The 25469-nt window shown below is 50.7% G+C and carries 22 protein-coding genes; 8 read left to right on the forward strand and 14 right to left on the reverse strand.

The window, feature by feature from the left end; all coding sequences use genetic code 11:
• The 10 genes from hisH to ACFQ1C_RS00700 all read right to left on the reverse strand — a co-directional run bounded on the left by hisH (position 1) and on the right by ACFQ1C_RS00700 (position 12609).
• Positions 1-627, reverse strand: a complete 627-nt coding sequence (gene hisH, locus ACFQ1C_RS00655) for an imidazole glycerol phosphate synthase subunit HisH (RefSeq protein WP_379556607.1) — start codon at positions 625-627, stop codon at positions 1-3.
• Positions 624-1709 (reverse strand): bifunctional histidinol-phosphatase/imidazoleglycerol-phosphate dehydratase HisB, encoded by a 1086-nt coding sequence (hisB, locus tag ACFQ1C_RS00660; protein ID WP_379556608.1) that lies wholly within the window; start codon positions 1707-1709, stop codon positions 624-626. The genes hisH and hisB overlap by 4 nt, the downstream gene beginning before the upstream one ends.
• Positions 1710-2768, reverse strand: coding sequence for a histidinol-phosphate transaminase (hisC, locus tag ACFQ1C_RS00665; protein ID WP_379556609.1), 1059 nt, complete (start codon positions 2766-2768; stop codon positions 1710-1712). It abuts the gene before it with no gap.
• On the reverse strand, positions 2765-4057 hold the full coding sequence (gene hisD / locus ACFQ1C_RS00670) for a histidinol dehydrogenase (protein ID WP_379556610.1): 1293 nt from the start codon (positions 4055-4057) through the stop codon (positions 2765-2767). Before hisD ends, hisC begins: the two co-directional genes overlap by 4 nt.
• 2 nt (positions 4058-4059) lie before the next feature.
• Entirely contained in the window at positions 4060-4956 is an 897-nt protein-coding gene (hisG, locus tag ACFQ1C_RS00675) for an ATP phosphoribosyltransferase (RefSeq protein WP_379556734.1), read from the reverse strand.
• Between the two features lie 438 nt (positions 4957-5394).
• Positions 5395-6282, reverse strand: coding sequence for a LysR substrate-binding domain-containing protein (locus ACFQ1C_RS00680; protein WP_379556611.1), 888 nt, complete (start codon positions 6280-6282; stop codon positions 5395-5397).
• Positions 6283-6395: 113 nt separating this feature from the next.
• Positions 6396-8324, reverse strand: coding sequence for a TRAP transporter permease (locus ACFQ1C_RS00685; protein WP_379556612.1), 1929 nt, complete (start codon positions 8322-8324; stop codon positions 6396-6398).
• Positions 8325-8393: 69 nt separating this feature from the next.
• Positions 8394-9392 carry a TAXI family TRAP transporter solute-binding subunit gene (locus ACFQ1C_RS00690; protein WP_379556613.1) on the reverse strand — a complete coding sequence of 333 codons (999 nt, stop codon included), beginning with the start codon at positions 9390-9392 and terminating at the stop codon, positions 8394-8396.
• Positions 9393-9778: 386 nt separating this feature from the next.
• On the reverse strand, positions 9779-11146 hold the full coding sequence (gene hglS, locus ACFQ1C_RS00695) for a 2-oxoadipate dioxygenase/decarboxylase HglS (RefSeq protein WP_379556614.1): 1368 nt from the start codon (positions 11144-11146) through the stop codon (positions 9779-9781).
• 425 nt (positions 11147-11571) lie between these two features.
• Positions 11572-12609 carry a TAXI family TRAP transporter solute-binding subunit gene (locus ACFQ1C_RS00700; protein ID WP_379556615.1) on the reverse strand — a complete coding sequence of 346 codons (1038 nt, stop codon included), beginning with the start codon at positions 12607-12609 and terminating at the stop codon, positions 11572-11574.
• A 963-nt stretch (positions 12610-13572) separates the two neighbouring features.
• On the opposite strand from ACFQ1C_RS00700, the gene ACFQ1C_RS00705 reads away from it, so the two are divergent.
• Positions 13573-14286 carry a ZIP family metal transporter gene (locus tag ACFQ1C_RS00705; RefSeq protein ID WP_379556616.1) on the forward strand — a complete coding sequence of 238 codons (714 nt, stop codon included), beginning with the start codon at positions 13573-13575 and terminating at the stop codon, positions 14284-14286.
• Positions 14287-14356: 70 nt separating this feature from the next.
• Here the strand turns inward: ACFQ1C_RS00705 and ACFQ1C_RS00710 are convergent, their stop codons facing one another.
• Positions 14357-16183, reverse strand: coding sequence for a monovalent cation:proton antiporter-2 (CPA2) family protein (locus ACFQ1C_RS00710; protein WP_379556617.1), 1827 nt, complete (start codon positions 16181-16183; stop codon positions 14357-14359).
• Positions 16184-16571: 388 nt separating this feature from the next.
• Here ACFQ1C_RS00710 and ACFQ1C_RS00715 point away from each other — a divergent pair, with 388 nt between their 5' ends.
• From ACFQ1C_RS00715 to rnd, 5 genes are all read left to right on the forward strand, one after another.
• Entirely contained in the window at positions 16572-18521 is a 1950-nt protein-coding gene (locus ACFQ1C_RS00715; protein WP_379556618.1) for an ATP-dependent DNA helicase, read from the forward strand.
• A gap of 6 nt (positions 18522-18527) precedes the next feature.
• Positions 18528-19211 carry a tRNA (adenosine(37)-N6)-threonylcarbamoyltransferase complex dimerization subunit type 1 TsaB gene (gene tsaB, locus ACFQ1C_RS00720; protein WP_379556619.1) on the forward strand — a complete coding sequence of 228 codons (684 nt, stop codon included), beginning with the start codon at positions 18528-18530 and terminating at the stop codon, positions 19209-19211.
• 11 nt (positions 19212-19222) lie between these two features.
• Entirely contained in the window at positions 19223-19372 is a 150-nt protein-coding gene (locus ACFQ1C_RS00725; protein WP_379556620.1) for a hypothetical protein, read from the forward strand.
• Positions 19373-19529: 157 nt separating this feature from the next.
• Positions 19530-21251, forward strand: coding sequence for a long-chain-fatty-acid--CoA ligase FadD (fadD, locus tag ACFQ1C_RS00730; protein WP_379556621.1), 1722 nt, complete (start codon positions 19530-19532; stop codon positions 21249-21251).
• Positions 21252-21311: 60 nt separating this feature from the next.
• A complete protein-coding gene (gene rnd, locus ACFQ1C_RS00735; protein ID WP_379556622.1) occupies positions 21312-22406 on the forward strand; it encodes a ribonuclease D in 1095 nt (364 codons plus the stop codon).
• A 150-nt stretch (positions 22407-22556) separates the two neighbouring features.
• Here the strand turns inward: rnd and minE are convergent, their stop codons facing one another.
• Genes minE through minC form a run of 3 tightly spaced genes read right to left on the reverse strand, consistent with a single transcriptional unit; the run spans position 22557 to position 24372 of the window.
• The gene (gene minE / locus ACFQ1C_RS00740; RefSeq protein ID WP_379556623.1) at positions 22557-22838 is read right to left on the reverse strand and encodes a cell division topological specificity factor MinE; all 282 of its coding nucleotides are present in this window, start codon (positions 22836-22838) and stop codon (positions 22557-22559) included.
• Between the two features lie 3 nt (positions 22839-22841).
• A complete protein-coding gene (minD, locus tag ACFQ1C_RS00745) occupies positions 22842-23654 on the reverse strand; it encodes a septum site-determining protein MinD (RefSeq protein ID WP_379556624.1) in 813 nt (270 codons plus the stop codon).
• Positions 23655-23679: 25 nt separating this feature from the next.
• The gene (minC, locus tag ACFQ1C_RS00750; RefSeq protein ID WP_379556625.1) at positions 23680-24372 is read right to left on the reverse strand and encodes a septum site-determining protein MinC; all 693 of its coding nucleotides are present in this window, start codon (positions 24370-24372) and stop codon (positions 23680-23682) included.
• A 105-nt stretch (positions 24373-24477) separates the two neighbouring features.
• Here minC and ACFQ1C_RS00755 point away from each other — a divergent pair, with 105 nt between their 5' ends.
• On the forward strand, positions 24478-24747 hold the full coding sequence (locus ACFQ1C_RS00755; RefSeq protein ID WP_379556626.1) for a YcgL domain-containing protein: 270 nt from the start codon (positions 24478-24480) through the stop codon (positions 24745-24747).
• Positions 24748-24804: 57 nt separating this feature from the next.
• Positions 24805-25467, forward strand: a complete 663-nt coding sequence (locus ACFQ1C_RS00760) for a fumarylacetoacetate hydrolase family protein (protein ID WP_379556627.1) — start codon at positions 24805-24807, stop codon at positions 25465-25467.
• Positions 25468-25469 lie beyond the last annotated feature (2 nt).

Consider the following 25469-nt stretch of genomic DNA (forward strand, 5'->3'; position numbering starts at 1 on the left):
TTACAGCTCCAAGAAGTTTTTTAGCAATTGTGCACCGGCCGCACCCGAGCGCTCGGGGTGAAATTGCACGCCAAAAAAGTTGGCTTGAGCAATGGCGGCGCTAAAGGTGATGCCGTGCTGACAAGTAGCCAAGGTATAATCGCCTACCGGTACCGCATAAGAGTGCACAAAATAAAAGAAGCTACCCTCGGGAATGTCTTTAAATAGCGGGTGCTCGGGCATGGGGGTAATGTGATTCCACCCCATGTGCGGTAAACGAATACCGTCGCTGGCTTCTAAATGGCTGCAGTCGGCAGTAATTAGACCTAGGCCGTCTACATCGCCTTCATCCGAGTGCTGCACCAGCATTTGCATGCCTAAGCAAATGCCCAGCACCGGTTGCTGCAACTGACCAATAAGCTCAATCAGGTTACGCTCAGCCAAGTTTTTCATCGCCTCGCGGGCGGTACCCACGCCGGGCAATAGCAACTTATCGGCGGCAAGGATCACGTCGTGATCACGGCTCACCGTAACGCGATAACCTAAACGCTCGATGGCGTAGCGCACCGACGACAAATTGGCACAACCGGTATCGATAATTACGACATTAGTCGCGGCGTTAGTCACTGTATTTATCGACTCGCTCACAATACCCCCTTGCTGGAAGGAAGCTCGTTGCCTTCCACCTTTAAGGCTTGGCGCAAGGCGCGACCAAAGCTCTTGAAGGTGCTTTCCACCATGTGGTGGGTGTTATCGCCCGTCACTTTTAAGTGAATATTGGCGGCTAAGCTGTCACTTAATGAGCGAAAGAAGTGCGGCACCATTTCTACCGCCATATCGCCGACGCGGTCTTGGTTAAACTTGCCTTCAAACGACATATAAGGGCGCCCGGACAAATCCAGTGTCACCGCCGCTTGGCACTCATCCATGGGCAGTACAAAACCAAAGCGGCCGATGCCGCGTTTGTTACCCAGAGCTTTGCGCAAGGCTTCGCCTAGTGCGAGCGCGGTGTCTTCAACGGTGTGGTGATCGTCAATGTGTAAGTCACCATCCACCAGCACGTTGAGCTGAAAACCGCCGTGAGTGGCAATTTGATCGAGCATGTGATCAAAGAAGTGCAGACCGGTATTAATTTGGCTGCCGCCTTGGGTGTCCAAGTCGAGATAGATGTTAATGTCGGTTTCTTTGGTGGTGCGGGTTACGGCCGCCGTGCGACCACGGCTTAACAGGCGCGCGACTATTTGTGGCCAGCCCAGAGTTGCTTGGCCGACAACGCCATGACCGTAGTGCAAGCTCGGCAGCCCCATATTTTCGGCCAGTTGAATGTCGGTTTGACGGTCACCAATCACCCAAGAGTCGGTAAAGTCGATGCGACCCGCTTGCAGGTAGTCTTTTACCAAGCCTAAACGTGGCTTGCGGCAGGCGCAGTCGTCTTCTTGAAAATGCGGGCAGACTAATACGTCCTGAAACACTATCCCTTGTGAGGTTAAAATCTGCATCATCAGATTATGCGGCGCATCAAAGTCGGCTTGGGGGAAACTGTTGGTGCCTAAGCCGTCTTGGTTGGTCACCATCACCAGCTTGTAGCCGGATTCTTGCAGCTTAAGGAGGGCTGGGATCACACCGGGTAAAAATGCCAGCTTATCGAGGCGGTCTAATTGCTTGTCGATGGCCGGCTCTTCTACCATGGTGCCATCGCGGTCGATAAATAAAATACGTTCCTTAGTCACTTATTGCTCCTGTTGCAGTACGTCGAGTACCGCGTCCATCTCGGTTTGTGTACCGATGGTGATCCGAATGCAGTCTGCCAAGCCGGGTCTGCTGGCGAAGTCGCGTAATATAATGCCGGCCTTGGCCATGCGTGCAAATAAAGCCGCCCCTTGGCTAAAGCGTACCAGCACGTAGTTGCCATTAGGGGCAAATACTTCTTGCACCTGTGGGTGCTGGCGTAGTTGCTCGGTGAGCGTTACCTTTAGCTGGTTTATGTCGGCCACGCGTGCGCGCATGGTGGCTAAACCGGTATCACTGAGTGCTTGGGCGGCAATTTGCGCCACCGGCTCAGGAATAGGATAGGGCGGGATCACTTTAAGCAGCAAGCCAATGACTTCAGGGTTGGCTATGGTAAAACCACAACGCAGCCCCGCCAGACCAAAGGCCTTAGACAGGGTACGAATGAGCACCAGCTGCGGATAATCGTCCAGCAAATCGGCTTGCGTAAACTCGGGGCAAAATTCAATGTAGGCTTCATCTACCACCACCAACGCCCGACCTTTGGCGGCATCCAGCAAGCGCCGTAGCCCGGTGCTGTCTACTAAGTCCCCGGTGGGGTTATTGGGCGAGCACAAGAACACAATTTTAGTGTTGTTCAATTTGGCAATAATACCGTCAAAATCTGGTTGGCGCTGATTATTGAGCGGCACATCGATGATGCCCACGCCGTTGGTCTCGGCACTAATGGCGTACATGCCATAGGTGGGCGAGCAGATCACGATATTGTCTTGGCCCGGCTCGCAAAAGGTACGGATCAATAATTCGATGCCTTCGTCACCGCCACGAGTCACTAATAGCTGTTCGGCGCTCACACCAGCATAGGCGGCATAGGCATTCACCACGTGCGGTGGCTGACATTCGGGATAGCGATTTAGGCGCGAACAATCTAACTGATATTCGCCGCTGTCGGCCGCTTCGTTGGCATTAAGCCAAATATGGCCGTGCCCGCCAATGCGCCGTGCCGACTGATAAGGCGTTAACGCTTGCACTTGCTTGCGAGCTAACAGGGTGATGCTCATGCTTGCTTCTCCAGTTTGGCAAGCCGCAGGCTTACCGCATTTTTATGGGCATCCAGGGTTTCGGTGGCGGCTAATAGCTCCACCGCCGGGCCAATGGCGAGCAAACCGGCTGGGGTTAGTTCTTGCACGGTAAAGCGGCGCTGGTAATCGGCAATTCCTAAGCTGGAATAGGTACGAGAATAACCATAGGTGGGCAGGGTGTGATTGGTGCCACTGGCATAATCACCCACCGACTCCGGCGTCCAAGCCCCTAAGAACACCGAACCGGCGTTTTTAAGCGTGGGCAGCAAGGCGCGCGGATCGGCGGTTTGTACAATTAAGTGCTCGGGCGCATAGGCGTTAGAAATATTCGCGGCCTGTGCCAAGTCGGTGCAAATAAAGGTGCGACTTTCGGCCAGAGCTTGGCTGGCAATATCGGCGCGAGATAATTGCGCCAGTTGCTCGTCTAAGGCCACGTTCACTTTATCGGCCAGTGTTTGGCTGGGGGTGACTAAGATCACTTGCGAGTCGGCGCCGTGCTCGGCTTGCGATAACAAGTCGGCGGCCACAAAGTCGGCGTCGGCATCGGCGTCGGCAATCACCAACACTTCCGATGGGCCAGCCGGCATATCAATGGCGGCACCATCTACGCTCGACGACACTTGGCGCTTAGCTTCCGTTACCCACGTATTGCCAGGGCCAAAAATTTTGTCGACCTTGGTGATACTCTCACTGCCATAGGCCATGGCGGCGATAGCTTGCGCGCCACCCAGGGTATAAATGGCATCCACACCACAACGGCGAGCGGTATAAATAATGGCGTCGTTAATGGGCGGCGGTGAGCACAATACCACGCGCTCGCAACCGGCAAGGCGTGCCGGAATGGCCAGCATCATTACCGTAGACACCAAAGGCGCCGTGCCACCAGGCACATACAAACCCACGTTTTCTATGGGTTGAAAGTGCAGTTCGCAATGCACCCCGGGGCTGGTTTCTTGTACAATCGGCGTGGGTAACTGAGCGCGGTGAAAGGTATCAATGTTAGTCATTGCCAGCTCAATGGCGGCTTTTAACTCGTCGCTAACGCGATTGGCTGCGTCATCAATTTCTTGAGCGGATAATTGCAGCGTGCTGCGCTCACACTTATCCAAAGTGCGAGTGAGCTCAATTAGCGCTTCGTCACCGCCACTGCGCACCTTGGCAATAATGTCGGCCACTTGGCCTTCTCGGCCACTTTGGGCCAGAGCAGGGCGACACAAGGCCGCCGTTTGCTCAGACTCACTCAGTTGATTCCAATCAAGAATATTCATGTTTACTCCATCATCTTCTCGATGGGCAGCACCAGAATGGACGACGCGCCCAATTCCTTTAAGCCTTCCATGGTTTCCCAGAACATATCTTCACTGCTCACCACGTGAATGGCCACTTGGTTACTTTCACCGGCCAGCGCCATAATAGTGGGTCGCTCGACCCCGGGCAGCAAGTCGATTACTTCTTCTAGACGCTCTTTAGGAGCGTGCAGCATGATGTATTTGCTTTCGCGTGCTTGCTGTAAACCTTGAATACGGGGCAGCAGCTTGTCGATTACCGCTTGCTTGCTGGCTGACAGCGGGCTGGCGCTTTGAATGAGCACGGCCTTAGAGCGAAAAATAACATCGGTTTCTACCAAGCCATTGGCTTCTAAGGTGGCACCGGTAGACACCAAGTCACAAATGGCTTCGGCGACACCTGCGCGCGGTGCGACTTCTACTGAGCCATTGAGCATGACGCTTTTAAATTTAACGCCTTGGCTGTCCATGTAGCGCTTAAGCAACCAAGGGTAAGAGGTCGCAATGCGCTTCCCTTCTAAGCTTTTAACACCTTGATAGTTGGCGTCTTGTGCGACTGCCAGTGATAAGCGACAGCCCCCAAAATCTAAGCGTTTTAGTATACTAAACTCGGCGGCTTCGCCTTGAGCTTGGCGCTCCATCACGGTTTCTTCTAACACGTTTTCGCCGATCACGCCCAAATCCACTACGCCGTCCATTACTAAGCCGGGAATATCGTCATCGCGGACTAACAATAAGTCGATTGGCATGTTTTCTGCGTGTGCAATTAGGCGCTGTTCACGCAAGTTGAGCTTAACGCCACAGCCCTTAAGTAGTTTTTGACACTCTTTACTAAGGCGGCCAGATTTTTGAATAGCGATGCGTAAACGAGATTGGTCCAGAGTCATGATGTGATAGTCCTTGTGTGTCACTTTAAATTTAAAAACGTTACTTAAGTCAGTAATGCGAATGGGTAATACGGCCAATAATACGAAAAAACCCCCGGAGCAAAGCTTCCGAGGGTTATGTAATCTATCCTACTGGAAGCCGCCAAGCGTTAAGCCCTCCAGAATAATATTCTGAAAGCTAGTCGGGAATATGATGGTGGTGCTTGGCGTTGTGTAGGATGTTCATGAATATTGTGGCCTTGTCTCTTTAATAGGTCTGAGCTCACATTAGCAAGCTGAACCAGTTTTGCCAACCCCAGATTACAATAAACTTCCGAATACGGCGAGGGGGCGGTGAGAGCTGGATGACTCTTGTGAACAGCTATTGGTGAACTATAGGGTAAATCTTATTTTTGGCAGTAAATATGAATAATTATTCATGCATTGTTGGTGTTATCTGTTGTTGTTCAGCGACAGTATATAATCGGCAAACAGGCGGACTTTTTCTACCTCACCCAGTCGTTCAGGATAGGCTAGATAATAGCCGCTGGCGCTAAATAGAGAGTGAGTCCAGGGGATAAAAAGTTGCCCTCGCGCAAGCTCATTTTCAATCAGGAAGCGCGGTAGAAGGGCAATGCCTGCACCAGCCATGGTCGCCTGGATCAACATATGAAAGGTTTCAAAGAGGTTGCCTTGATAGCAGTGTTCGGTGCTCAGGCTCTGGGAGGCAAACCAGTCGTGCCAGCCCCGGGGCCGAGTCGAAAGATGCAGCAGTCGGTAATTGGTCAATTCCATCGGTGAATCAATAGTTTGGCAGCTTCGCAGTGTTGGCGAGCAAACAGGTATTACCTCTTCATCAAACAATCGGTGACACTCTAGTCCCGGCCAGCTGCCGTGACCGTAGAAAAAAGCGATCTCGATGTCTTCCTTATCCAAGTCGAAGGTTTCGACTTTTTCGCAGCAGTTAAGACTGATATGAGGGTGGCGGTCGAGAAAAGTAGTCAGCTTAGGGGCGAGCCACCGGGTGCCAAAGGTAGGAAGCGTTGCAATCTTGAGCACGTCGAGGTGGTTGTTATAGGACATGATGTATTGGGACGACATTTCTAGTTGGACGAGGATTTTGCGCACTTCGCCAATATAAATGGTGCCTTCTGGGGTCAGGCACAAAGAGCGTCGTACTCGTCGAAACAGCTTGCGATTGAGAAAAGCTTCCAGCTGAGCGACCTGCTTACTGACCGCACTCTGGCTCAGGCTGAGCTCATCTGCCGCGCGGGTAAAACTAAGGTGTCGGGCAGCGGCTTCAAAACACTGCATGGCAGCAATAGAAGGTAGGTGGCGCATGAATCCGTTCATCGGGAGGTAATAGGGCGCCAGTATACCTGTGTCTTGGCTGCTTGTATTGGTTAAAGCATGAGGGGAAAGGCGTGAGAGGGTCTCCCACGCCTTGTTTTAATTTATATGCCAGCCAGTATGGGGCGCTGGCGTTGCAGCCAGTAGCAAACTGCAATTAACAACAGACCGGAGACTGCGCTGATTGCACCTGGGACCACCATGGCCAATCCGGCGACCAGCATAATGGCTCTTTCCAACATCGATGAAGGGCGAATGAAATAGCCGATCAAAGAGCTACTAATCGCCATCATACCCAGCAAAGCCAACGCTAACACCATAACTAGTTCTGGTAGATTCACGTCCACCATCACCAGTATCGGGTTATAGACAAACACATAGGGAATGATAAAAGCGCCAATAGCCAGCTTGACCGCGGCAACCCCTGTTTTCATCGGGTTAGCTCGGGCGATACCGGCCCCAGCATAGGCTGCGAGACAAACCGGCGGGGTTATGTCAGCAACGATGCCGAAATAGAAGACGAACAGGTGCACGGCGATAGGAGCCAAGCCAAATTCGTTGATCAGCGCCGGTGCCGCTATGGTGGCAGTCACCACGTAGTTGGCGGTGGTTGGTAGTCCCATACCCAGTATGATGCAGGCAATCATGGTAAAAATAAGCGCCAGAATCAGAGTGCCGTCGGCTAGATTGATGATACCGGCGGCAAACTTGGAGCCCAGTCCTGTCATGCCGACCACACCGGCAATGATACCTGCGGTCGCTACGGCGGCGATCACCGGCAAAGCCACTCGCGCGCCCTGTTCAAGCAACGAGAGCAGTGATTTGGGGGATAGCCGAGTTTCCTTTTTTACCATGCTGACGATCAGCGCGGCGGCGATGCCGAGCAGGGCAGCACGCTGGGCGGTAAAACCGACGAGTATGGTACTGACGACTACCACCAGCGGCAGCAGCATATAGCCTTGGCGCTTGAGTAGGCCCAGCTTACTTGGTAGCTGATCTTTGGGAATACCCAAAATACCCTGTTTTTTAGCTTCAAAGTGAGCACCAATAAAGATGCCGCTGAAGTAAAGAATGGCGGGGATCATGGCGGCCATCATAATTTCGGCATAAGACACGCCGATATACTCCACCATAATAAAGGCCGCGGCGCCCATCAGCGGTGGCATGATTTGGCCACCGGTAGAGGCGGCAGCTTCGCTGGCTGCGGCAAACTCGGGCTTAAAACCCGCCTTCTTCATCATTGGAATGGTGAAAGATCCGGAGGCGACGGTATTACCAACCGAGCTGCCGGAAATCATGCCCTGGAAGGCGCTGGCGATGACGGCAGCCTTGGCAGTGCCTCCGGTATAGCGGCCAGTACACGCAAAGGCTAAGTCATTGAAGAACTGACCAACGCCGGTGCGGGTCAGCACGACACCAAAGAACAAGAATAGGAAAATGAACTTGGCAGAAATCTGGATCGGGGTACCAAAGATGCCACTTTCTCGAAACCACAAGCTGACCGAGACGTCGGTTAACTCAAAGCCGGGATGAGAGAGAATACGGGTCGGAATGAAGTTGCCAAACAAGGCATAAGCAATGGCAATTGAGGCCACGATAACGATGGGCATGCCAACGGTGCGTCGGGTCGCTTCTAGAACGAACAACACGCCGAGAATAGAAATAGCTAAGTCAAAAGTTGAATAGCCGGTGATGCGTCCCTGTAGGATCTCGTTGAAAAACAAGATTTTATAGTAGGCGGCGAAAGTAGCAACAAATGACAAAATGACGTCATACCAGGCTACACCATGGCGCTTGATGCCGTTGCGGGTGGCTGGATACAGCAAAAATATCATGCCCAGAGCGAGACCGAGATGGACTGCGCCCTGCTTTTGGGTCGGCAGAGTGCCGAAGTAGCCGGTGTAAAGGTGAAAGCTGGTTAAGGCAACGGCAAACAGGGTGACTATCCATCCCCAACGGCCAATATTTTTTCTGAAGGCCGACTCTTTATCGTATTTTTCGAGCAACGCTTCAGGTGTTTGGGTGTTATCCATAGCAGATATCCATTAGCTAAATAAAAAGAGGCGGACACGAGTGCCCACCTCCATCCAAACTGGGACGATTTAGTTCCCTTTGATACTCTCGAAAGAAGAGACGTTATTGCCTGAACGGCTGACGATTTGCACGACTTCTGGGTAAATCTGGCCGATGAAAGCGGCGTTATCGACCGGAGAACCTTCGAACTCGGCTGTGCCTTCCAAGGCATTACGGGCCGGTACGTGAACCGACATACCAAGGTCCATCTTGCCATCGCGGATTCTGATCAGGTTCTCGATGGAAGCACTGGTTTCTACGTTGGTGAAGTTGGCGCCAGGGATATTATTGTTCCAAGTGGTAGCAATTTCGCCACCCAATGGATAATAGGTGCCGCCCTGACTACCGGTGCCGAGAATAAATTCTTGTTTTGCGGTGATGTCACCGAGCTCGGCTACCGACATATTCACGGTCAGGCCTTTATCTTCATAGAAACGTTTGGCACCTGGGTGGATTTTCAGTGAATCACTACCATTGAGGGCGTGCTCTAGAGTCAGAAACTTGGCCTGAGAATGGGTGATTTGGTCGGCTTGGTCGTACATGACCTTGGCCAACTGATAGCCCATTTCTTCGTTAATGGTATTGGTGTTACCCATCATGACAGCGAAGGCTGCAATGGTCTGAACGTCCTTATCGAGGAACTTGTAGCTGTCTTTGCTAATGATAAAGCGGCGGTAATCACTATTTTTTTCGATTTTATCGACGACTTCATCCGATAGGCTCAGCATGACCACGTCACCGGAAGAAGCCTGCAGGCTTTCAATACTGCCGGCCGGCAAGCCCATGATGCCCATGGAAATATCGATATTGCCATCCTGAACTCCATCCAATGCATCACCAAAGCGCTCTTGATATGCGTTGAAATCGCTTTCTCCGATGCCGTAGGCATCTAAGACCATGTGCGATACTTTTTGAGTAGTACTGGCGGCGGGGCCGATGGCGATATTTGCCTTGCTGCCACCGGCGTCACAGCCGATTAAAGCGGTGGTTAGAGTAAGGGTAGCAACAGCGAGTAATGTCTTTTTCATAGATTTAATGTCCTTATCAGCCGAGCGTTCTGTCCATATCATCGTCGATATCAGCCAATGGCTGTTGATGTTTGGCGTACTCCGGCCCTGTTAGTGATCCAAAATGAAGACGCAGGGTCTACTATTTTTCGCTTAATATCAAATAAAACGTGGCAGTGTAACTATTTTTTTTATCTCCCATCCTTAGTGCTTTAGGTTGCTTGTTGGTTGTTAAATAGATATTTAGTCTTTATTTGTGACCTTGGTTGGGTTTTTGTGGGGAACGCTGGGTGTGCCGGTACGGAAAGAGCGGTTGTTATGGGCTCGATGCTGTTGCCGAATAGAATGAGACATCATCCTCCGGCTTACCTACATCATAGGTAAGCCGGATTGGCTACCAGAAGGCCTCAGGCGCCGAGCGCCTGAAGCACTTGTTGAATAGAATCGTCCTGCAGTTTGGCGTAAAGGCTAAACTCGTCGATCACAGGACAACCCAAGGCTTGTTCGAAAGCGGCCTGGTTAGCATTATGGGCATAGGCCTGATGGCTGATACTGCCCAGGTTAGACTGGAAGATGCCGGCGGCGCTGACTGGTAGAAAGTCTTCATAGGTGATGGGGGTAGCCTGTATCAAACCGGCTTTTATCAGGACATCAAGCTCGCTGTTGGTACTGCCGAGCTCAGCCTGCTGGCGACCAGCTTCGGTCAGGTTATAACGGAAATAGCCCAGCTGTTGAGTGCGCAGGCTATGTTCATCGTCCGGAAACTCGGCGAAGGCGGTAGCCAATAGGCGCTGATGGGTCTGGTTATCAGCCTGAGCTTGCTTGTGACGTGAGCGGTTCAGCAGCTCGTCGTAGAGCGTGCGCCCCTTGGGGGTGAGTGCCATGCCGCGTTGCTCGATTTCACCGAAACGGGCGGTATGAGTACCAACTTGCTCACCGGTAAAGAAAATTGATTCTTCTAGGGCAGTAAAGCTGGTCTGTCGCAGTAAGATGGGGCAACGACGACGGGGCGGCCCTTCGATCACCACCTTGGGATTGATGCCAACGCTGAGCATCTGTTGCTGAACGGTATCAATATCTAATGTTCTCGGGGTTAGATGATTAATATGCGGACCGCGGAAGCAAACCACGTCGGCAATCAGAGCATGAGCCTGCTGCAGGGCCTGATAGGTATCAAGATCGACGGTAGCGTGCTGATGCCAGCGAAAAGTCTCCAATACTTCGGCGATAAACAGCTGGGCCTCGTCTGCAGTCAAGCCGCCCTGAGTTTCGGCTAGGACGACCAGCTCACGCGCCTTAGTAGTAAATATATCGCGCTGGGCTAGTATCTTGGCTGCGCGAGCTCTTAATGTCTCATCTTCAATCAGCTCAAGACGCAGTAGAGATGTGAAAATACGAAACGGATTTTGTTGTAGAGAGGCTTCATCGGTGGGGCGAAAGGCGGTGGAGTGCACGGGAATACCAGCTTCAGACAAGTCGTAATAACTCACCGGATGCATACCCATAATGGCGAAGACTCGGCGCAGCATGCTGAGCTCGGCAGCCGTTCCTACCCGAATGGCTCCATGGCGTTCCAGACTAAGCCGCTCTAGCTCGCCGTTATTATGCAGTTGCTGCTGCAGGGCTGGTTCACTGGCCAGTGTCTGTTCGTTGACCTCGGCGACCAGTTGCATCAGGATGCCGTACTGGGGTACTTCCTGCTGATACATACGGGACATGGAGGTGGAGAACAGAGTGCGAATATCGTCAGTGGGCAAAAAGTTTTCGAGCGCCATGGTGGTATTGTCCTTTGACCAAAGAGGTAATGAATATCTCTGAACCTTAATACCACATCATGAGCTATGACAAACGGCAACTGTTCGTGAATCCATTCCAAATAGGAATGGATTATGTTTTGGCAGGCTATGAAGTGCTGGCTCAGGAGTGTTGATGAGCGCTTAGTATTCCTAAATAACATGCGAACTGCAAACCATTGGCGCCGTGTGTGCTTTGACAATAGTTGAAGGTAGTATTCAGGCAACGGGAGGTAGTATCGGCTTATTCGGATATATGAGTGCCACAACTCTCGCCGAGGCACTCCTGAGTATTATCCGCTATTTTTGTGGCAACAATAGTTTGAACGGTTGGTTTTGGGGACATTGCCAGCTTGACGGCGGCATCAAGCTGAGCACATAAGAGCCTGAGCTTGCTGTCTTAGCGGTCAGTTATCATTTTTTATCGATTTTTTGATATAGCTAAAATTTGACATATGATTACCGGTGCGGCCCACTATTTGAAAGACCTCGGGGTACAGTTGACCAATAAATGCAGCGTTATCTACAGGTGCATCGGCAAATTCGCCAACGCCTTGCAATGCCTCAACGGCTGAAATGTTTACCGCCATACCCAAGTCAATTTTACCCTCCCCCATGCTGTGCAGGTTTTCAAGGGAAGCCTGAGTGGCTACATTGGTAAAGTTAACACTGGGTATCTGCTTATTCCAGCGGGTAGTGAGCTCGCCGCCGAGTGGATAGTAGGTTCCTCCTTGGCTGCCGGTGCCAAAAATGAACTCTCGCTTAGCGGTCACATCATCTAATGTGGCCACCGTCATGTTGACGCTAAGGCCTTGCTCTTCATAAAAGCGTTTGGCACCCGGATGAATAGGCAGGTGATTGCCGCCGTTTAGGGCATTTTGCAAGGTTAAATAACGAGACTGTGCATGAGGCAGTGGCTCGGAGACTTGGTCATACATGATTTTGGCCAGCTGATAACCCATTTCGTCGTTAATGGTGTGGGTGTTGGCCATTAACACCGCGTAGGCGGCCAGCGTTTGTACGTCTTCAGTTAAAAAGTGATAGCTGTCTTGGGTGATGGTAAAGCGCCGATAGTCACTGCGTTGTTCGATTTGTGTGATTACCTCATCAGGTAAACTGAGCAGAGTCACATCTCCGGTGGCGGCCTGCAGGCTGTCTACACCGCTAGTGGGCAAGCCAAGAAATGCCATTGAAATATCGATGCTGCCTTCTTGTACGCCTTTAAGTGCTTCGTCGAAACGCAAAGAGTGGGCATTATAGTCGGTGTCTTTAAGATCATATGCACCCAGTATTAAGCGGGATATTTGTTGTGTAGTACTGGCATTTGGCCCTATTGCAATGTTGGCTTTGTTGTTTTGCGCATCACAGCCGCCGAGTGTTGCTGTTGTTATCGTTACTAAAGTTAAGGTGAGGGTAGCGGCCAGTAGTCGCTTTATGTTCAACATCAATCAATATCCATATTTGCCAAGCGTTCCGGTTATTTTACCGAGAAATTCAGCCAATGATACCGCTAAAAGACAGCGATTATCACCTAGCGCTAAGCATTAAATTTCACAATAAAACGTTGAAAACTGAGCTCACAACATTACTGCAAAGCATACAAACTAGGCGAACGCTGGGGTTTGGCTGCTCAGCAAACGGGTTTTAGAGATGAAGGAGCCGTGTTTGGAAAAAATGTTGGCAGCTTGGTCGCGCAAGGTATCGTCACTAATAAGTGCTAGTTTGAGCTAAAAGCTAAGGCCTGTTATTCAATCGGCCATAACAGGTGTGGTTCTGCCGTCATTCCCGAAGGTACGTCATCCTCGCGTAGGCGGGGAATGACGCTCCTTCGTCGATGTATGGCGACAGAACAACACCCTCTTTGTTTACGAGAGTCACGGACGCAGTTCATGTGAGACAAGAGCCTAGAAGCCTTTGAGGGGTAAGACGCTGTCGCCCCTATGATGGTGTACTTGTGTTTGGCTCTTACCCATAAAGTTCACTTTCAGATCTGATCTCTATTTTTCCGTGCTTCTCATAAATAAAGAGGCGTGTTCTTCCGTGGCAAAAAGGTCTGTAGTTTTTAAGGAGTAAGCTGGCCGAGAATTCCACAGCAGTTATGAGCTATTACTTATTCCACGAACGTTTGCTACTGGATGCACGGAAAATACGAAAAATTAAGATGAGGTAGCTCGAAAGCCCAGAGGGTGTCAGTATGGACTATGGCCTAAACCAAAAGCAGCGCCAAGCGCTTTTCTAGCGAGCGATAAACTCGAATTACCATTCCTATTTATGTATTTAGTCTTATCAATAAAATATATTTTCAGATTTAATCTCTGTTATTCAGTGTGTTCCGTGGTAAAAGCCTTTAGTCTTAAGAGTTGGAATATATTGCAGTTTAATTAGCTAATGGATGAGGTACGGCATTAATGATTGAAGTTCTTATTATATTCGGTCTGACCTTGATGGCGGGCATGGCTATGCCGTTAGGGGCGTTTGCGGGAAGTAAGCAGCATGTACGGCCTAACTGGTTAGAAAATGAATTTCGCCATGGGGTGGCGGCCTTTGGTGGGGGGGCTTTACTGTCTGCGGTAGCGCTGGTGTTAGTGCCCGAGGGCACAGAGCAGCTGTCGTTGATGCCCGCGGTGTTGTGTTTTGGTGGCGGTGGCTTGGCTTTTATGGCGCTCGATATACTCTTGTATAAGCTAAATACTCCCGCCAGCCAGTTGGCTGCCATGTTGTCGGACTTTATTCCTGAGTCGCTGGCGCTGGGGGCGGCCTTGGCTATTGGTGGTGTCGGCAATGCTATATTATTGGCGGTGTTAATGGCGCTACAGAATATGCCGGAAGGTTTTAATGCTTATCGTGAACTGGATGAGTCGGGGCGTATTAAGGGTAAGAAAATCATTATTGCCTTTTCCTTAATGGCTTTATTGGGGCCAATTGCCGGTATCTCTGGTTATGTTTGGCTGGCAGACTCGCCCATGCTAGTCGCGGGTATTATGTTATTTGCTGCCGGTGGTATTTTGTATTCGGTATTCCAAGACATTGCACCGCAAGCGGTATTGCAAAAACATTGGGCTCCGCCAATGGGGGCCGTATTAGGTTTTGTGCTCGGCGTAGCAGGGCACATGCTGATATAGCTACCAGCACCAAGCTCAACATAGGGCGGTGTTTGTCTTTAGCTCGGCGCTGGGTGCTTGGCGTCGGGCGCTATGTTTTTTTCTGCTCTTCGTTCTTCAATACATCGGGAGCTTTCTCCAGATGATCGGCTTCAAACAAGGTTTCTAACTCGGTGCGAGCTTGGCGAGCGGTCTGAAATAATGCCGCTTCGTCGTCGTAAAACTCGTGTTGTTGCATAAGCACTCGCTCGTCGTGTTCACGAAAACGATTTAAACGAGCTTCAATTTGCTCTTCTTTGAGCCCCAACCCCTGCAACACTTTGCGACTCATCTCTAGGCTGGAGTGAAACGTTTCACGCACCGGTGTTGCGCCTAAATCCCATAATTTATGTACATGCTGGCGGTTACGCGCGCGGGCAATGACTTTCATGTCTGGATAACGTTTGCGAATGGCCTGTGCGGTGTGCAAGTTAATGTCGGGGTCGTCGGTGGCCACAATAAAAAACTCTGCCTGCTCGGCTCCGGCGCTGCGCAATACGCCAGGGCGCAACGGGTCCCCATAATAAATGGCAATGTTGTCGATGCTGCGGGTAATGCTGATGGTGTCGACTTCGGTTTCAAACGCCACAAAAGGTACGCGCTGGGCGCGCAATACTCGGGCGATTATTTGTCCCATACGACCCATGCCGACAATAACGGCGCGTGGTTGATGGTCATCTACGTCTTCATACTCGGGTGGTACCGTTCGCGTAACGGGTGGATGCGTTAAGCGGCGAGACAACAGTAATAAAATTAATGGGGTAAGTGCCATCGACAAGGTGATGGTCATGACTAATATGTCGTGCAGTTCGCGATTAAACAGCGCATTGTCTCGGGCCAAGCCAAACAAGACGAAAGCAAACTCACCCCCAGCGGCCAGTAATAACCCGAGCTTAAGGGCGCTTAACGAGTCTAATTTACCGATCATGCGGCCAACCAAGATCAATAACGGTAGCTTGAGCGCCAGCAGCAATAACGCTAACCCTAAAATGGTGATCGGGTGCACCAAGAGCAAGCTTAAATCGGCACTCATGCCCACACCAATAAAGAACAAGCCCAGTAATAAGCCTTTAAAGGGCTCTAATTGCGACTCTAATTCGTGGCGATATTCTGAGTCCGCTAGCAACATACCGGCTAAAAAGGCACCCAAAGCCATGGACACATGGGCCCATTCCATTAGCCAAGCGGTGCCCATGACCACCAACAGTGCGGTGGCGGTCGACACTTCTTGCAAACCCGTTTTGGCTACAATGCGAAATACGGGCCGTAACAGATAGCGCCCGCCGATCACCACTAAGCCAATGCTGGCGACAATTTGTAATAAGTGGGTTCCGCCGTCACCTGAGCTTGCTTGCGCACTACCCAGTACGGGCACGAGCGCGATTAACGGAATGGCGGCTATGTCTTGAAATAGCAAAATAGCAAACGCCTGACGACCATGGGCGCTGCTCATTTCTTTGCGCTCGGCCAGCAATTGCAGCCCCATAGCGGTAGATGACAGTGCTAAGCCAAAGCCTAAAATAACTGCGGCCTGCCAAGATTGCTCAAAGAACTGCCAAGCGCCTAAGGCCAGTAATACGCCGGTAAGGCCCACTTGTGCCAAGCCGGCACCAAATACGGCGCGGCGCATCACCCATAACCGCCGTGGTGATAATTCAAGGCCAATGATAAACATCAGCATCACCACGCCCAGCTCCGATAGCTGAGAAATGCTTTCGGGCGCAGTGATCAGGCCTAATACCGAAGGCCCGATGAGTACGCCGCCTAACAAATAGCCGAGTACGGCCCCTAGCTTCAGCCGCTTGGCAAGCGGCACCATTAATACAGCAGTCAGCAGAAAAATAACGCTGGCATGAAGTAGGCCACCGGTTTCGGACATTTCGACTCCTAGGGTCTGGCAACAAGGTAAGAAAAAGGGCGTTAAGAGTGTCGCACGGTACTATTAAAAAAGAAATACGACAAAAGAAAGCTATACGCCTTACGCCGTAAGCCATACGTTAAAGACAAACTCCGTTTTTGCCACGACATTTATACCAAGGTCGCGTTAAGTATTAGGGGAGCGATTAGGGAGAGCGTCTGATGATTTACGTCTCAAACTTCCTGATGTTTACCTTACTGTGTCTGGCGTACCGCGTATGGCGTAAAGCATATCGGGGTTTAGCTTACGGCGTATGGCGTAAAGCGTATGACGTATAGGGGTGTCTTCTCCTTTCTTTAGGGCGGTGAGGATGTCAAAATGACGTTTTAATTCATGAGGCTGACAGGCTTTGGACGAAGACAGCACGCTTTCTGCTCTGCCATTAACGACGCCACTGAGCACGCTTTTTACCGAGCAGGGCCCTTTGGCGAAGGCCATAGCCGGTTTTAAACCGCGCCAGGCACAGGTAGACATGGCGGCGGCGGTGGCTCAAGCGCTTACCGACAAAATACCGTTGGTGGTAGAGGCGGGTACTGGTACCGGTAAAACCTATGCTTATTTGGCCCCCGTGTTAGCGGCGGGCAAAAAGGTGGTACTCAGCACCGGCTCCCGTAACCTGCAAGAGCAGCTATTTCATCGTGACTTACCGACGCTCGTAAAAGCCATGGAATACCATCACCCTGTGGCCTTGCTCAAAGGCCGTGCCAACTATCTGTGTATAGAGCGGCTTAACCTATTAAACGAGAGCGTGCCGCATTTGTCAGCCGAAGGGCTAGCCGATTTGCAGCGAGTACGCCGTTTTAAGCCGATGACGCACAGTGGCGACATCGGCGATATTCCGGGCTTGGCCGAGCGTAGCGAAATCTTGCCACTAGTGACCAGCACTAACGATAATTGCTTGGGCCGTGAATGCAGCCACTATCAAGACTGCTATTTGGTTAAGGCGCGAGCTAATGCCATGGAAGCGCAAGTGGTGGTGGTGAATCATCATTTGTTTTTTGCCGACATGGCGGTGCGCGATAGCGGCTTTGGTCAGCTAATTCCCGAAGCCGATGCCTATATTTTAGATGAAGCTCATCAACTCCCCGATATTGCCGGCCAGTACTTTGGCCAGAGTCAGTCTAGTCGCCAGTTACTTGATTTGGCGCGAGACTTACGTTTGGCACAAAAAATTGAAGCCAAAGACATGGCGCAAATTAGCAAGGTGGCGGATCAGATTGAGCGCTACGCCCAAGATTTACGCCTTACTTTTGGATACGACAGCCAGCGGGGGCAGTTACGGCCCATGCTGGTAAAGCCCGAAGTCACTCATGCACTGGCGCGGTTAAACGAAAGTCTGGCTTTTTGTTATGAGGTGCTCAAGCTGGCGCTGGGCCGCGGTGAACAGTTAGATCATTGCTTTGAGCGATTAGTCACGCTACGTACCCAATTAGAGTCGGTGACGCGGGTAGAAGAAGACGGTCACTCATACTGGTTTGAATGCACGCGCTTGCACATTAGCTTCCATAAAACGCCGCTGTCGGTGGCAGAACGCTTTTCGACAGAGCTGGCAAAAGAGTCGGTGAGCTGGATATTTACCTCGGCGACCTTGGCGGTCGGCGACAGTTTTGCCCACTTTTGCACCGATATGGGCTTATCCCAAGCGCGCACCTTGCAATTGGGCAGTCCTTTTGATTATTCTCGCCAGTCGCGTTTATGCGTCCCGCGTTATTTACCTCCGACTAATGCTCAAGGCCGTGGCCGCTGGTTGGCCGAAGCGCTGGCGGAAACCTTATCATTGGTTCCTGGAGGCAGCTTCTTTTTATGCACCAGTTATAAGGTGATGAACGAGGTGGCCGAGGTGCTGCGTCTAAAGTTAGACCGCACAATATTAGTGCAAGGCGAAGACAATAAAGTGCGATTATTAGAGCGCTTTAGTGCCGACGGCCGCGCAGTATTGGTGGCCACCAATAGCTTTTGGGAAGGCATAGACGTGCGCGGCAATGCCTTGCAATGTGTGGTGATCGATAAACTGCCCTTTAGCGCGCCAGACGATCCGCTACTCAGTGCGCGCTTAGATGACTGTCGCCGCAAGGGGGAGGATGGGTTTGCCAGAGTACAGCTCCCCAAAGCCATTATTACCTTAAAGCAGGGAGTGGGGCGCCTGATCCGAGATGTGGCCGATCACGGTGTTTTAGTGATCACCGACGACCGGTTAGTCAATCGTGCCTATGGGGCCGATTTTATTAGTAGCTTACCTGCGATGCCGCGTACGCGTAGCTTGCAGCAGGTGGCCGAATTTTTATCAACGCTGGAGTAATAACCCATGAGCCGCATACTGGCCATTGATACCGCCACCGAGGCGTGTTCTGCCGCTTTGTGGCAAGACGGCGACGTGTTAAGCCGTTATCAGGTGGCGCCTCGGGGCCATACGGATTTAATTTTACCCATGGTGGCTGAACTACTGGCCGAGGGAGAATTAACACTGAATGAGCTAGATGGCTTGGCTTTTGGTCGAGGCCCAGGTTCCTTTACTGGTGTACGCATTACCTTAGGCGTAGCGCAAGGGCTGGCCTTTGGCTCCGACTTGCCTTTATTTGGCGTGTCCAACTTGCAAGCATTGGCGCAAGGGACGCACCGAGTGTGTGGTGCCAAGCAAGTGCTAAGCGCCATTGATGCGCGTATGGGCGAAATTTATGTGGGTGGGTTTGCACTAGAACAGGGTGTGATGATGGTGTGCGAGGCCGAGCAAGTGATTGCCCCAGCTGCGTATTTAGACGACGAGACTAAGTCTGGTTGGGCGTTTGGTGCGGGCTCGGGATTTGTTACTTACACTGAATTAATCTCGCGCGTGCACCGTGTCTGTGAAGCTCTGCCCTACCCAGAAGCCCAAGACTTATTGCCGCAGGCATTGGCATTGTTTCAAGCAGGGCTTGGGGTTGATGCAGCGAAGGCAGAGCCCGTTTATTTAAGAGACAAGGTGACGTGGCAGAAATTGCCGGGTCGCTAACAGGAGCCGATGTGGTTATATTTTCCATTAAGCGGCGCCAAGATAGCCAAATGTCGCTGTTTTATGTGCAGCGGCCTTATCATCGCAGCTTACAATATCGGCTGCGCCGCAGGCGTAATAATCTGCGGCGTACTCGGTTGTGGCATCGCCGTCGGCGCTAGCGCAAAAATAGAAAATTTATGTAAGGTTTAAAGTGATTTGTTGTGGATTTGTAATGAATACTAGAGTAAAAACTTTAATTTAGTGGGCTAGCGACAAGCAGAATCATTTACAAATCCCGATCATGCTAGGCCTTTTGTCCTGTCTTAGGAGACTGACATGGAACATATCCAATCTGGCCAAGAGCCTACTCCCTTTTCTGACAAGCCCTGGCTGCTGCGTTATCCAACAGATGTGCCCGCTGAAATTGATGCCGATGCGTTTTCATCCTTACTCGATATGTTTGAGCAAGGAGTGAATGATTTTTCCGACCAGCCTGCTTATCACAACTTTGGCAAAAGCCTGACCTATCGTGAATTAGATGCCTTATCGCGAGATTTTGCCGCTTATCTTCAGCAGTCGTTAAAGTTGCCCCCAGGCGAGCGCATTGCCTTAATGATGCCTAATCTGTTGCAATATCCGGTGTGTCTGTTTGGTGCTTTGCGTGCCGGTTTAGTGATAGTGAACGTCAATCCACTGTATACGGCACGCGAGTTGAGGCATCAGCTGAGTGATGCCAAGGTCGATACCATCGTCATTGTAGAAAACTTTGCCCACACCTTAGCTGAGGTGCTAAAAGACACGCCGATTAACAATGTCATTCTTACCCGTATGGGCGATCACCTTGGCATGATAAAAGGGGCACTACTTAATTTTGTGGTTAAACACGTTAAAAAGCTGGTGCCTGATTATCATCTGCCCAGTCACATTCGTTATAGCACGGTGTTAAAGCAAGGCAGCGGTTTACGTTATGACCGCCCCCAGCTTAATGGTGACTCGCTGGCCTTCTTACAATATACCGGTGGCACCACAGGGCGCTCAAAAGGCGCCATGTTGAGCCATCGTAATATGCTGGCTAACGTAGAGCAGTGCTTAGGCATGTACAGTCCGGTATTACATATTGGTCAAGAAAAAGTGGTAACGGCATTGCCGCTATATCATGTGTTTGCCTTAACGGTGAATGGCTTGCTGTTTTTTCGTATCGGCGCCCAAAACTTATTGATTACCAATCCCAGAGATATACCCAGCTTCGTGAAGGAGCTTAAAGGCTATGACTTTAGTTGCATCACAGGGGTGAATACCTTATTTAATGCACTGGTGAATAACGAAGACTTTCAAAAGCATGACTTTAGTAGCTTAAAGCTGACCATTGGTGGTGGTATGTCGGTGCAGCGGGTAGTGGCTGAACGTTGGCAGTCTATTACCGGCAGTCGATTGTTAGAAGGCTATGGACTAACCGAATGTTCGCCGTTGGTGAGCGTGTGCCCCTATGATATGGACGGTTATAACGGCTCCATTGGTTTGCCAGTCTGTTCAACCGACATCCGGTTAGTGGATGATGACGGCCAAGTAATTACCCTGACCCACACCCCTGGCGAATTGGAAGTGAAAGGTCCTCAGGTAATGAGCGGCTACTGGGGGGCAGATGAAGCGGACAGTGCGTCTCCCGACAACCCGTTTCATGACGGCTGGTTGCGTACCGGTGATATAGCCACCATAGATGAACAGGGTTTTTTGACCATAGTTGATCGCAAAAAAGACATGATATTAGTGTCAGGGTTTAACGTATTCCCTAACGAAATTGAAGAAGTAGCGATGCAGCATCCCTCTGTACTCGAGGCGGCGGCGGTGGGCGTGCCTCACGCGGAGCATGGTGAAGTGGTTAAACTGGTGGTGGTTATCAAGCGCGGTACCCAGCTTGATAAAAAAGAACTTAAGGCCCATTGCCGACAATATCTCACTGCCTATAAGGTACCGAAAGTGATAGAATTTCGCGACGAATTGCCTAAAACCAATGTCGGTAAAATTCTCCGTCGAGAGCTAAGGGACGAAGTCTCTTGAGCCGAACGCTAAAACCCCGGTTGCTCGGGGTTTTTATTTTACCGCCTACACTGAGTACTCATGACTTATACATTGATCACCGATAACCAGACCCTCATTGACGCTTGTAATACCGACGCTACCTTGCTGGCGCTGGACACCGAATTTATTCGCACCCGTACCTTTTATGCTAAGCCTGGCTTATATCAATTGTTTGATGGCAAACAAACGGTATTGATCGACCCCGTTGCGGTGTCCGACCTATCGCCGTTATGGCGCTTGCTGCACGATCCTGCCCGAGTATGTATTTTGCATGCGGGTGGCGAGGATCTAGAACTGCTGAATCATCAAAGCGGTGCCTTACCCACGCACATTCACGACACCCAACTGGCCGCCGCCTTTTTGGGGCTAGGCAGCCAGCTGGGTTTTGCGCCCTTGGTAGAAAAATTGCTGGGTGTCAGCCTAGATAAAGCTCACGCCCGTACCGACTGGCTGGCGCGGCCCTTGTCGAGTGCTCAGCTGAACTATGCCGCGGATGATGTGATTTATCTTTATCCGGTGTATCAGAAATTAATGGAACAGTTGGCACAAAAAGGGCTAAGCGGTTGGTTTGAGCAAGAATGTGAACGCGCGGCTCTACGTCGCATAGAAAGCGTCGACCCTACCTCTGTCTATTTGAATATTAAAAATGCCTGGACTCTGGATCGTCAAGCGTTGGCTATCTTGCAGAAGTTATGTGAATGGCGCTTCACCGAGGCGCGTCGACGTGACTTAGCCGTTAACTTTGTGGTGAAAGAAGCGCACTTATTCCGTATAGCAGAGCGTGCTCCATTGTCGATGGATGATTTGGCGAGATTGGATTTAGATCCCATGGAAATTCGTCGCCACGGTGAGACGTTGTTGAGCTTGGTACAGCAGGCGTTGTCAGCGCCAGATAACTGGCCTGAGTTAGTAAAGAGGCTGATTGATTATCCCGACTATAAAGCCGAGCTAAAGCGCATTCGGTCTTTAATTGATGTCGCTGGTGAGCAAGCTGAAATTCCGGGTGACGTGATTGCATCCAAACGCGTGATCCATCAATATTTAAGCTGGAAGTGGCGCTTAGAGGAGAGCAGTGACGTAACGCCTATTTTGCTGCAAGGCTGGCGCAAAGAGTTATTAGGCTCGCAGTTGTAGAAGAAAGCCGTACGCCCTACGTTTTACGCTGTAAGTTAAAGACAAGCAGCGTCTTTCGTGAGCTCGTCTTTATGCCATCTTACTGAGCTTGCCCCAGTATCTGCTTTGGCTTACAGCGTATGACGTAAAGCGTATGGCCGTTTCATGTATTTACGGTTTATCGATGGGCTTGTCATCCACTTCCGGAAACATAATGTTTAGCTCCAGCACCGATAGATTCTCGCCTTTTTGATCGAGCTGTACCGAAATCTGATTAATATCAATATTTACATACTTGCGGATTACCGCCAAAATATCTTGTTGCATTTGCGGCAGATAATCGGGGGTATCCCGCTGGCTACGTTCGTGCGCAACAATTATCTGTAAGCGCTCTTTAGCAAGTTGAGCGGTGTTCTGATTCTTCTTTGAACGAAAATAGTCCAGTAAAGACATAACTTAACTCCCAAAAATTCTGCTGAAAAATCCCTTTTTCTCTTCTTCGAGGAAACGGAAGGGGCGCTCTTCGCCAAGTAGACGAGCGACGGCATCGGCATAGGCGAGGCCTGCATCAGATTCGCCATCCAGGATCACAGGTTCACCGGCGTTAGAGGCTTTAAGTACCGCCTGAGACTCTGGGATGACACCCAGCAACGGAATCGCCAGTATTTCTTGCACGTCTTGCACCGCTAGCATGTCGCCACGACTGACGCGCTCGGGAGAGTATCGAGTTAATAACAGGTGCTCTTTGATGGGCTCCATGTTTTGCTCTGCACGCCAAGATTTGGAAGCCAGGATACCGAGTACACGGTCAGAATCTCGCACCGAGGATACTTCTGGGTTGGTGGTGATAATGGCTTCATCGGCAAAGTACAGTGCCATCATGGCTCCGGTTTCAATCCCGGCCGGTGAGTCACACACAATGTACTCGAAGTCCATAGCGGCCAGATCTTTCAGTATTTTGTCCACGCCTTCACGGGTAAGGGCGTCTTTGTCCCGGGTTTGCGAAGCAGGCAAAATATAGAGATTTTCCACTCGCTTATCGCGAATAAGGGCTTGGTTTAAGTTGGCATCGCCGTTAATGACATTAACAAAGTCGTATACGACGCGACGCTCACAACCCATGATTAAATCTAGGTTACGTAAGCCAATATCAAAATCGATAACAACGGTCTTATGACCAAGGCTTGCTAAACCGGTACTAATGGCGGCGCTGGAAGTGGTTTTACCCACGCCTCCTTTTCCTGATGTGACGACGATAACTCGTGCCATATTATGTTCCTAAAGTCGTAAGTTATTAGAGACGGTCGAGCGTTAATTGCTCATCCACCAAAGAAACGGTGACCGGTTGTTCCCAGTTATCACCTTGTAATCCAGCGCTAATTTGATAGTGGCCGGCGACAGATACCAGCTCAGCCATTAACTGCTGGCAATAAATTCTTGCCGATTCATTACCTTTAGCACCCGCCACTGCTCGGCCGCGAAGGGGGCCGTAAACATGAATACTGTCATCGGCGATAACTTCGGCGCCATTGCTTACCGCACCCAGTACCACCAATGAACCATTGGGCGCATAGACCTGCTGTCCCGATCGTACTGGCCCCCGATGCACTTTGGTGCCCGGTAGGTTAAGCAACTCGGCGGGGGGCTCTTTGGCCTCGACCGGATTTTGAGTCACGGCTGCTTTGCCCGTGCTCACTATGGCGAGTCCTGCGGCACGTGCCGCGGCGCGAACCTCATCGCTTCTTGCCCCAGTCACTCCCACTGGCACTAAGTCTAGCTCTCTAAGTGCATTGGCCAATGCTGTAAAATCAGGCATGTTCAGCAGTTTTTCAATATTTATAACCAAGGGTGCGGCCCGAAAAAAGTCCGGAGCTAACGCAACTTTTTGTGCGAGTAGACGTTTTATCTCGGTAATGTTTTGGTCGGCAATGTGCACCACCGAGAGGGTAAAGCTACTGCCTTTTAATTCAATTCCATGCTCCGCCATAAGCGGCTGTCCCCCAAGGATATAATCCTTTTTGTTATTGGTCGCGCTGATGTTATAGTTTGCAGCCTTAACTGGCAATAAAGCCGACGGATTATAGCAATATTCATGTTATCAGTAGTGTATAAAAGTCCTAAAATGGACCAAACCTATCTTTTTGTGGAACGGCGCGACGATTTCTCTCGCGTACCTTCTGCATTGCTCAATACCTTTGGTAAGCCACAACTTGCTATGATTATTAATCTGGCAACAAAAACGCACCTTGGACAAGCTGACTTGGCTAAGGTGAGGGTGGCGTTAACAACCCAAGGTTATTATTTGCAAATTCCGCCTCCGCCAGAAAACTTGCTGAAACAGTTTCGTGCGAATCAAGTGTAGCCGTTTATGGACTGTTTGAGTCAAGCCTACTGAATTATCATTTTACAGGAGCGACTCATGTATCAACATCTGGACTTGCAAGGTCAACCGCTACCTTATGCGGTTGGCAAAGTGGTGTGTGTTGGCCGTATTTATCAAGACCATGCAGCTGAGCTTAACAACCCCATTCCCAAACAACCCTTGCTGTTTATTAAGCCTGCCAGCAGTTTAACGGGGTTAGATGTGCCCTTGTTGCTGCCTAAGGGGTTAGGCGCGGTACACCATGAGCTGGAAGTGGCGTTGTTGATTGGCAGACGATTGTGTCATGCAGAGCCTGGCCATACGCTGGATGCGATTGTAGGGGTGGGGTTGGCACTGGATTTAACGCTGCGTGATTTACAAGACGAGCTAAAAGCGAACGGGCACCCTTGGGAGCGCGCTAAAGCCTTTGATGGCAGCTGCCCAATGAGTCCTTTTGCCGTGCCAGATATGCTGGGTAACTTGCAGCAGCTTGATTTTAGCTTGCACGTAAACGGCACCACCAAGCAGGCGGGCAATACCGCACAGATGATGTGGACCATCGGTCAGTTGCTAGCAGAAATGAGTCGCTGCTTTACGCTCAACCCCGGCGATATTGTGTTAACGGGTACGCCTAAAGGGGTCGCCGAACTCAAGCCACACGATACACTCGAAATGCAATTAAACGGTCAGTACCGTTTTAGTGCCCAAGTAGCAGGATAAAA

It is taken from the genome of Oceanisphaera ostreae (assembly GCF_042676125.1).
In the GTDB taxonomy this organism is placed as follows: Bacteria; Pseudomonadota; Gammaproteobacteria; order Enterobacterales; family Aeromonadaceae; genus Oceanimonas; species Oceanimonas ostreae.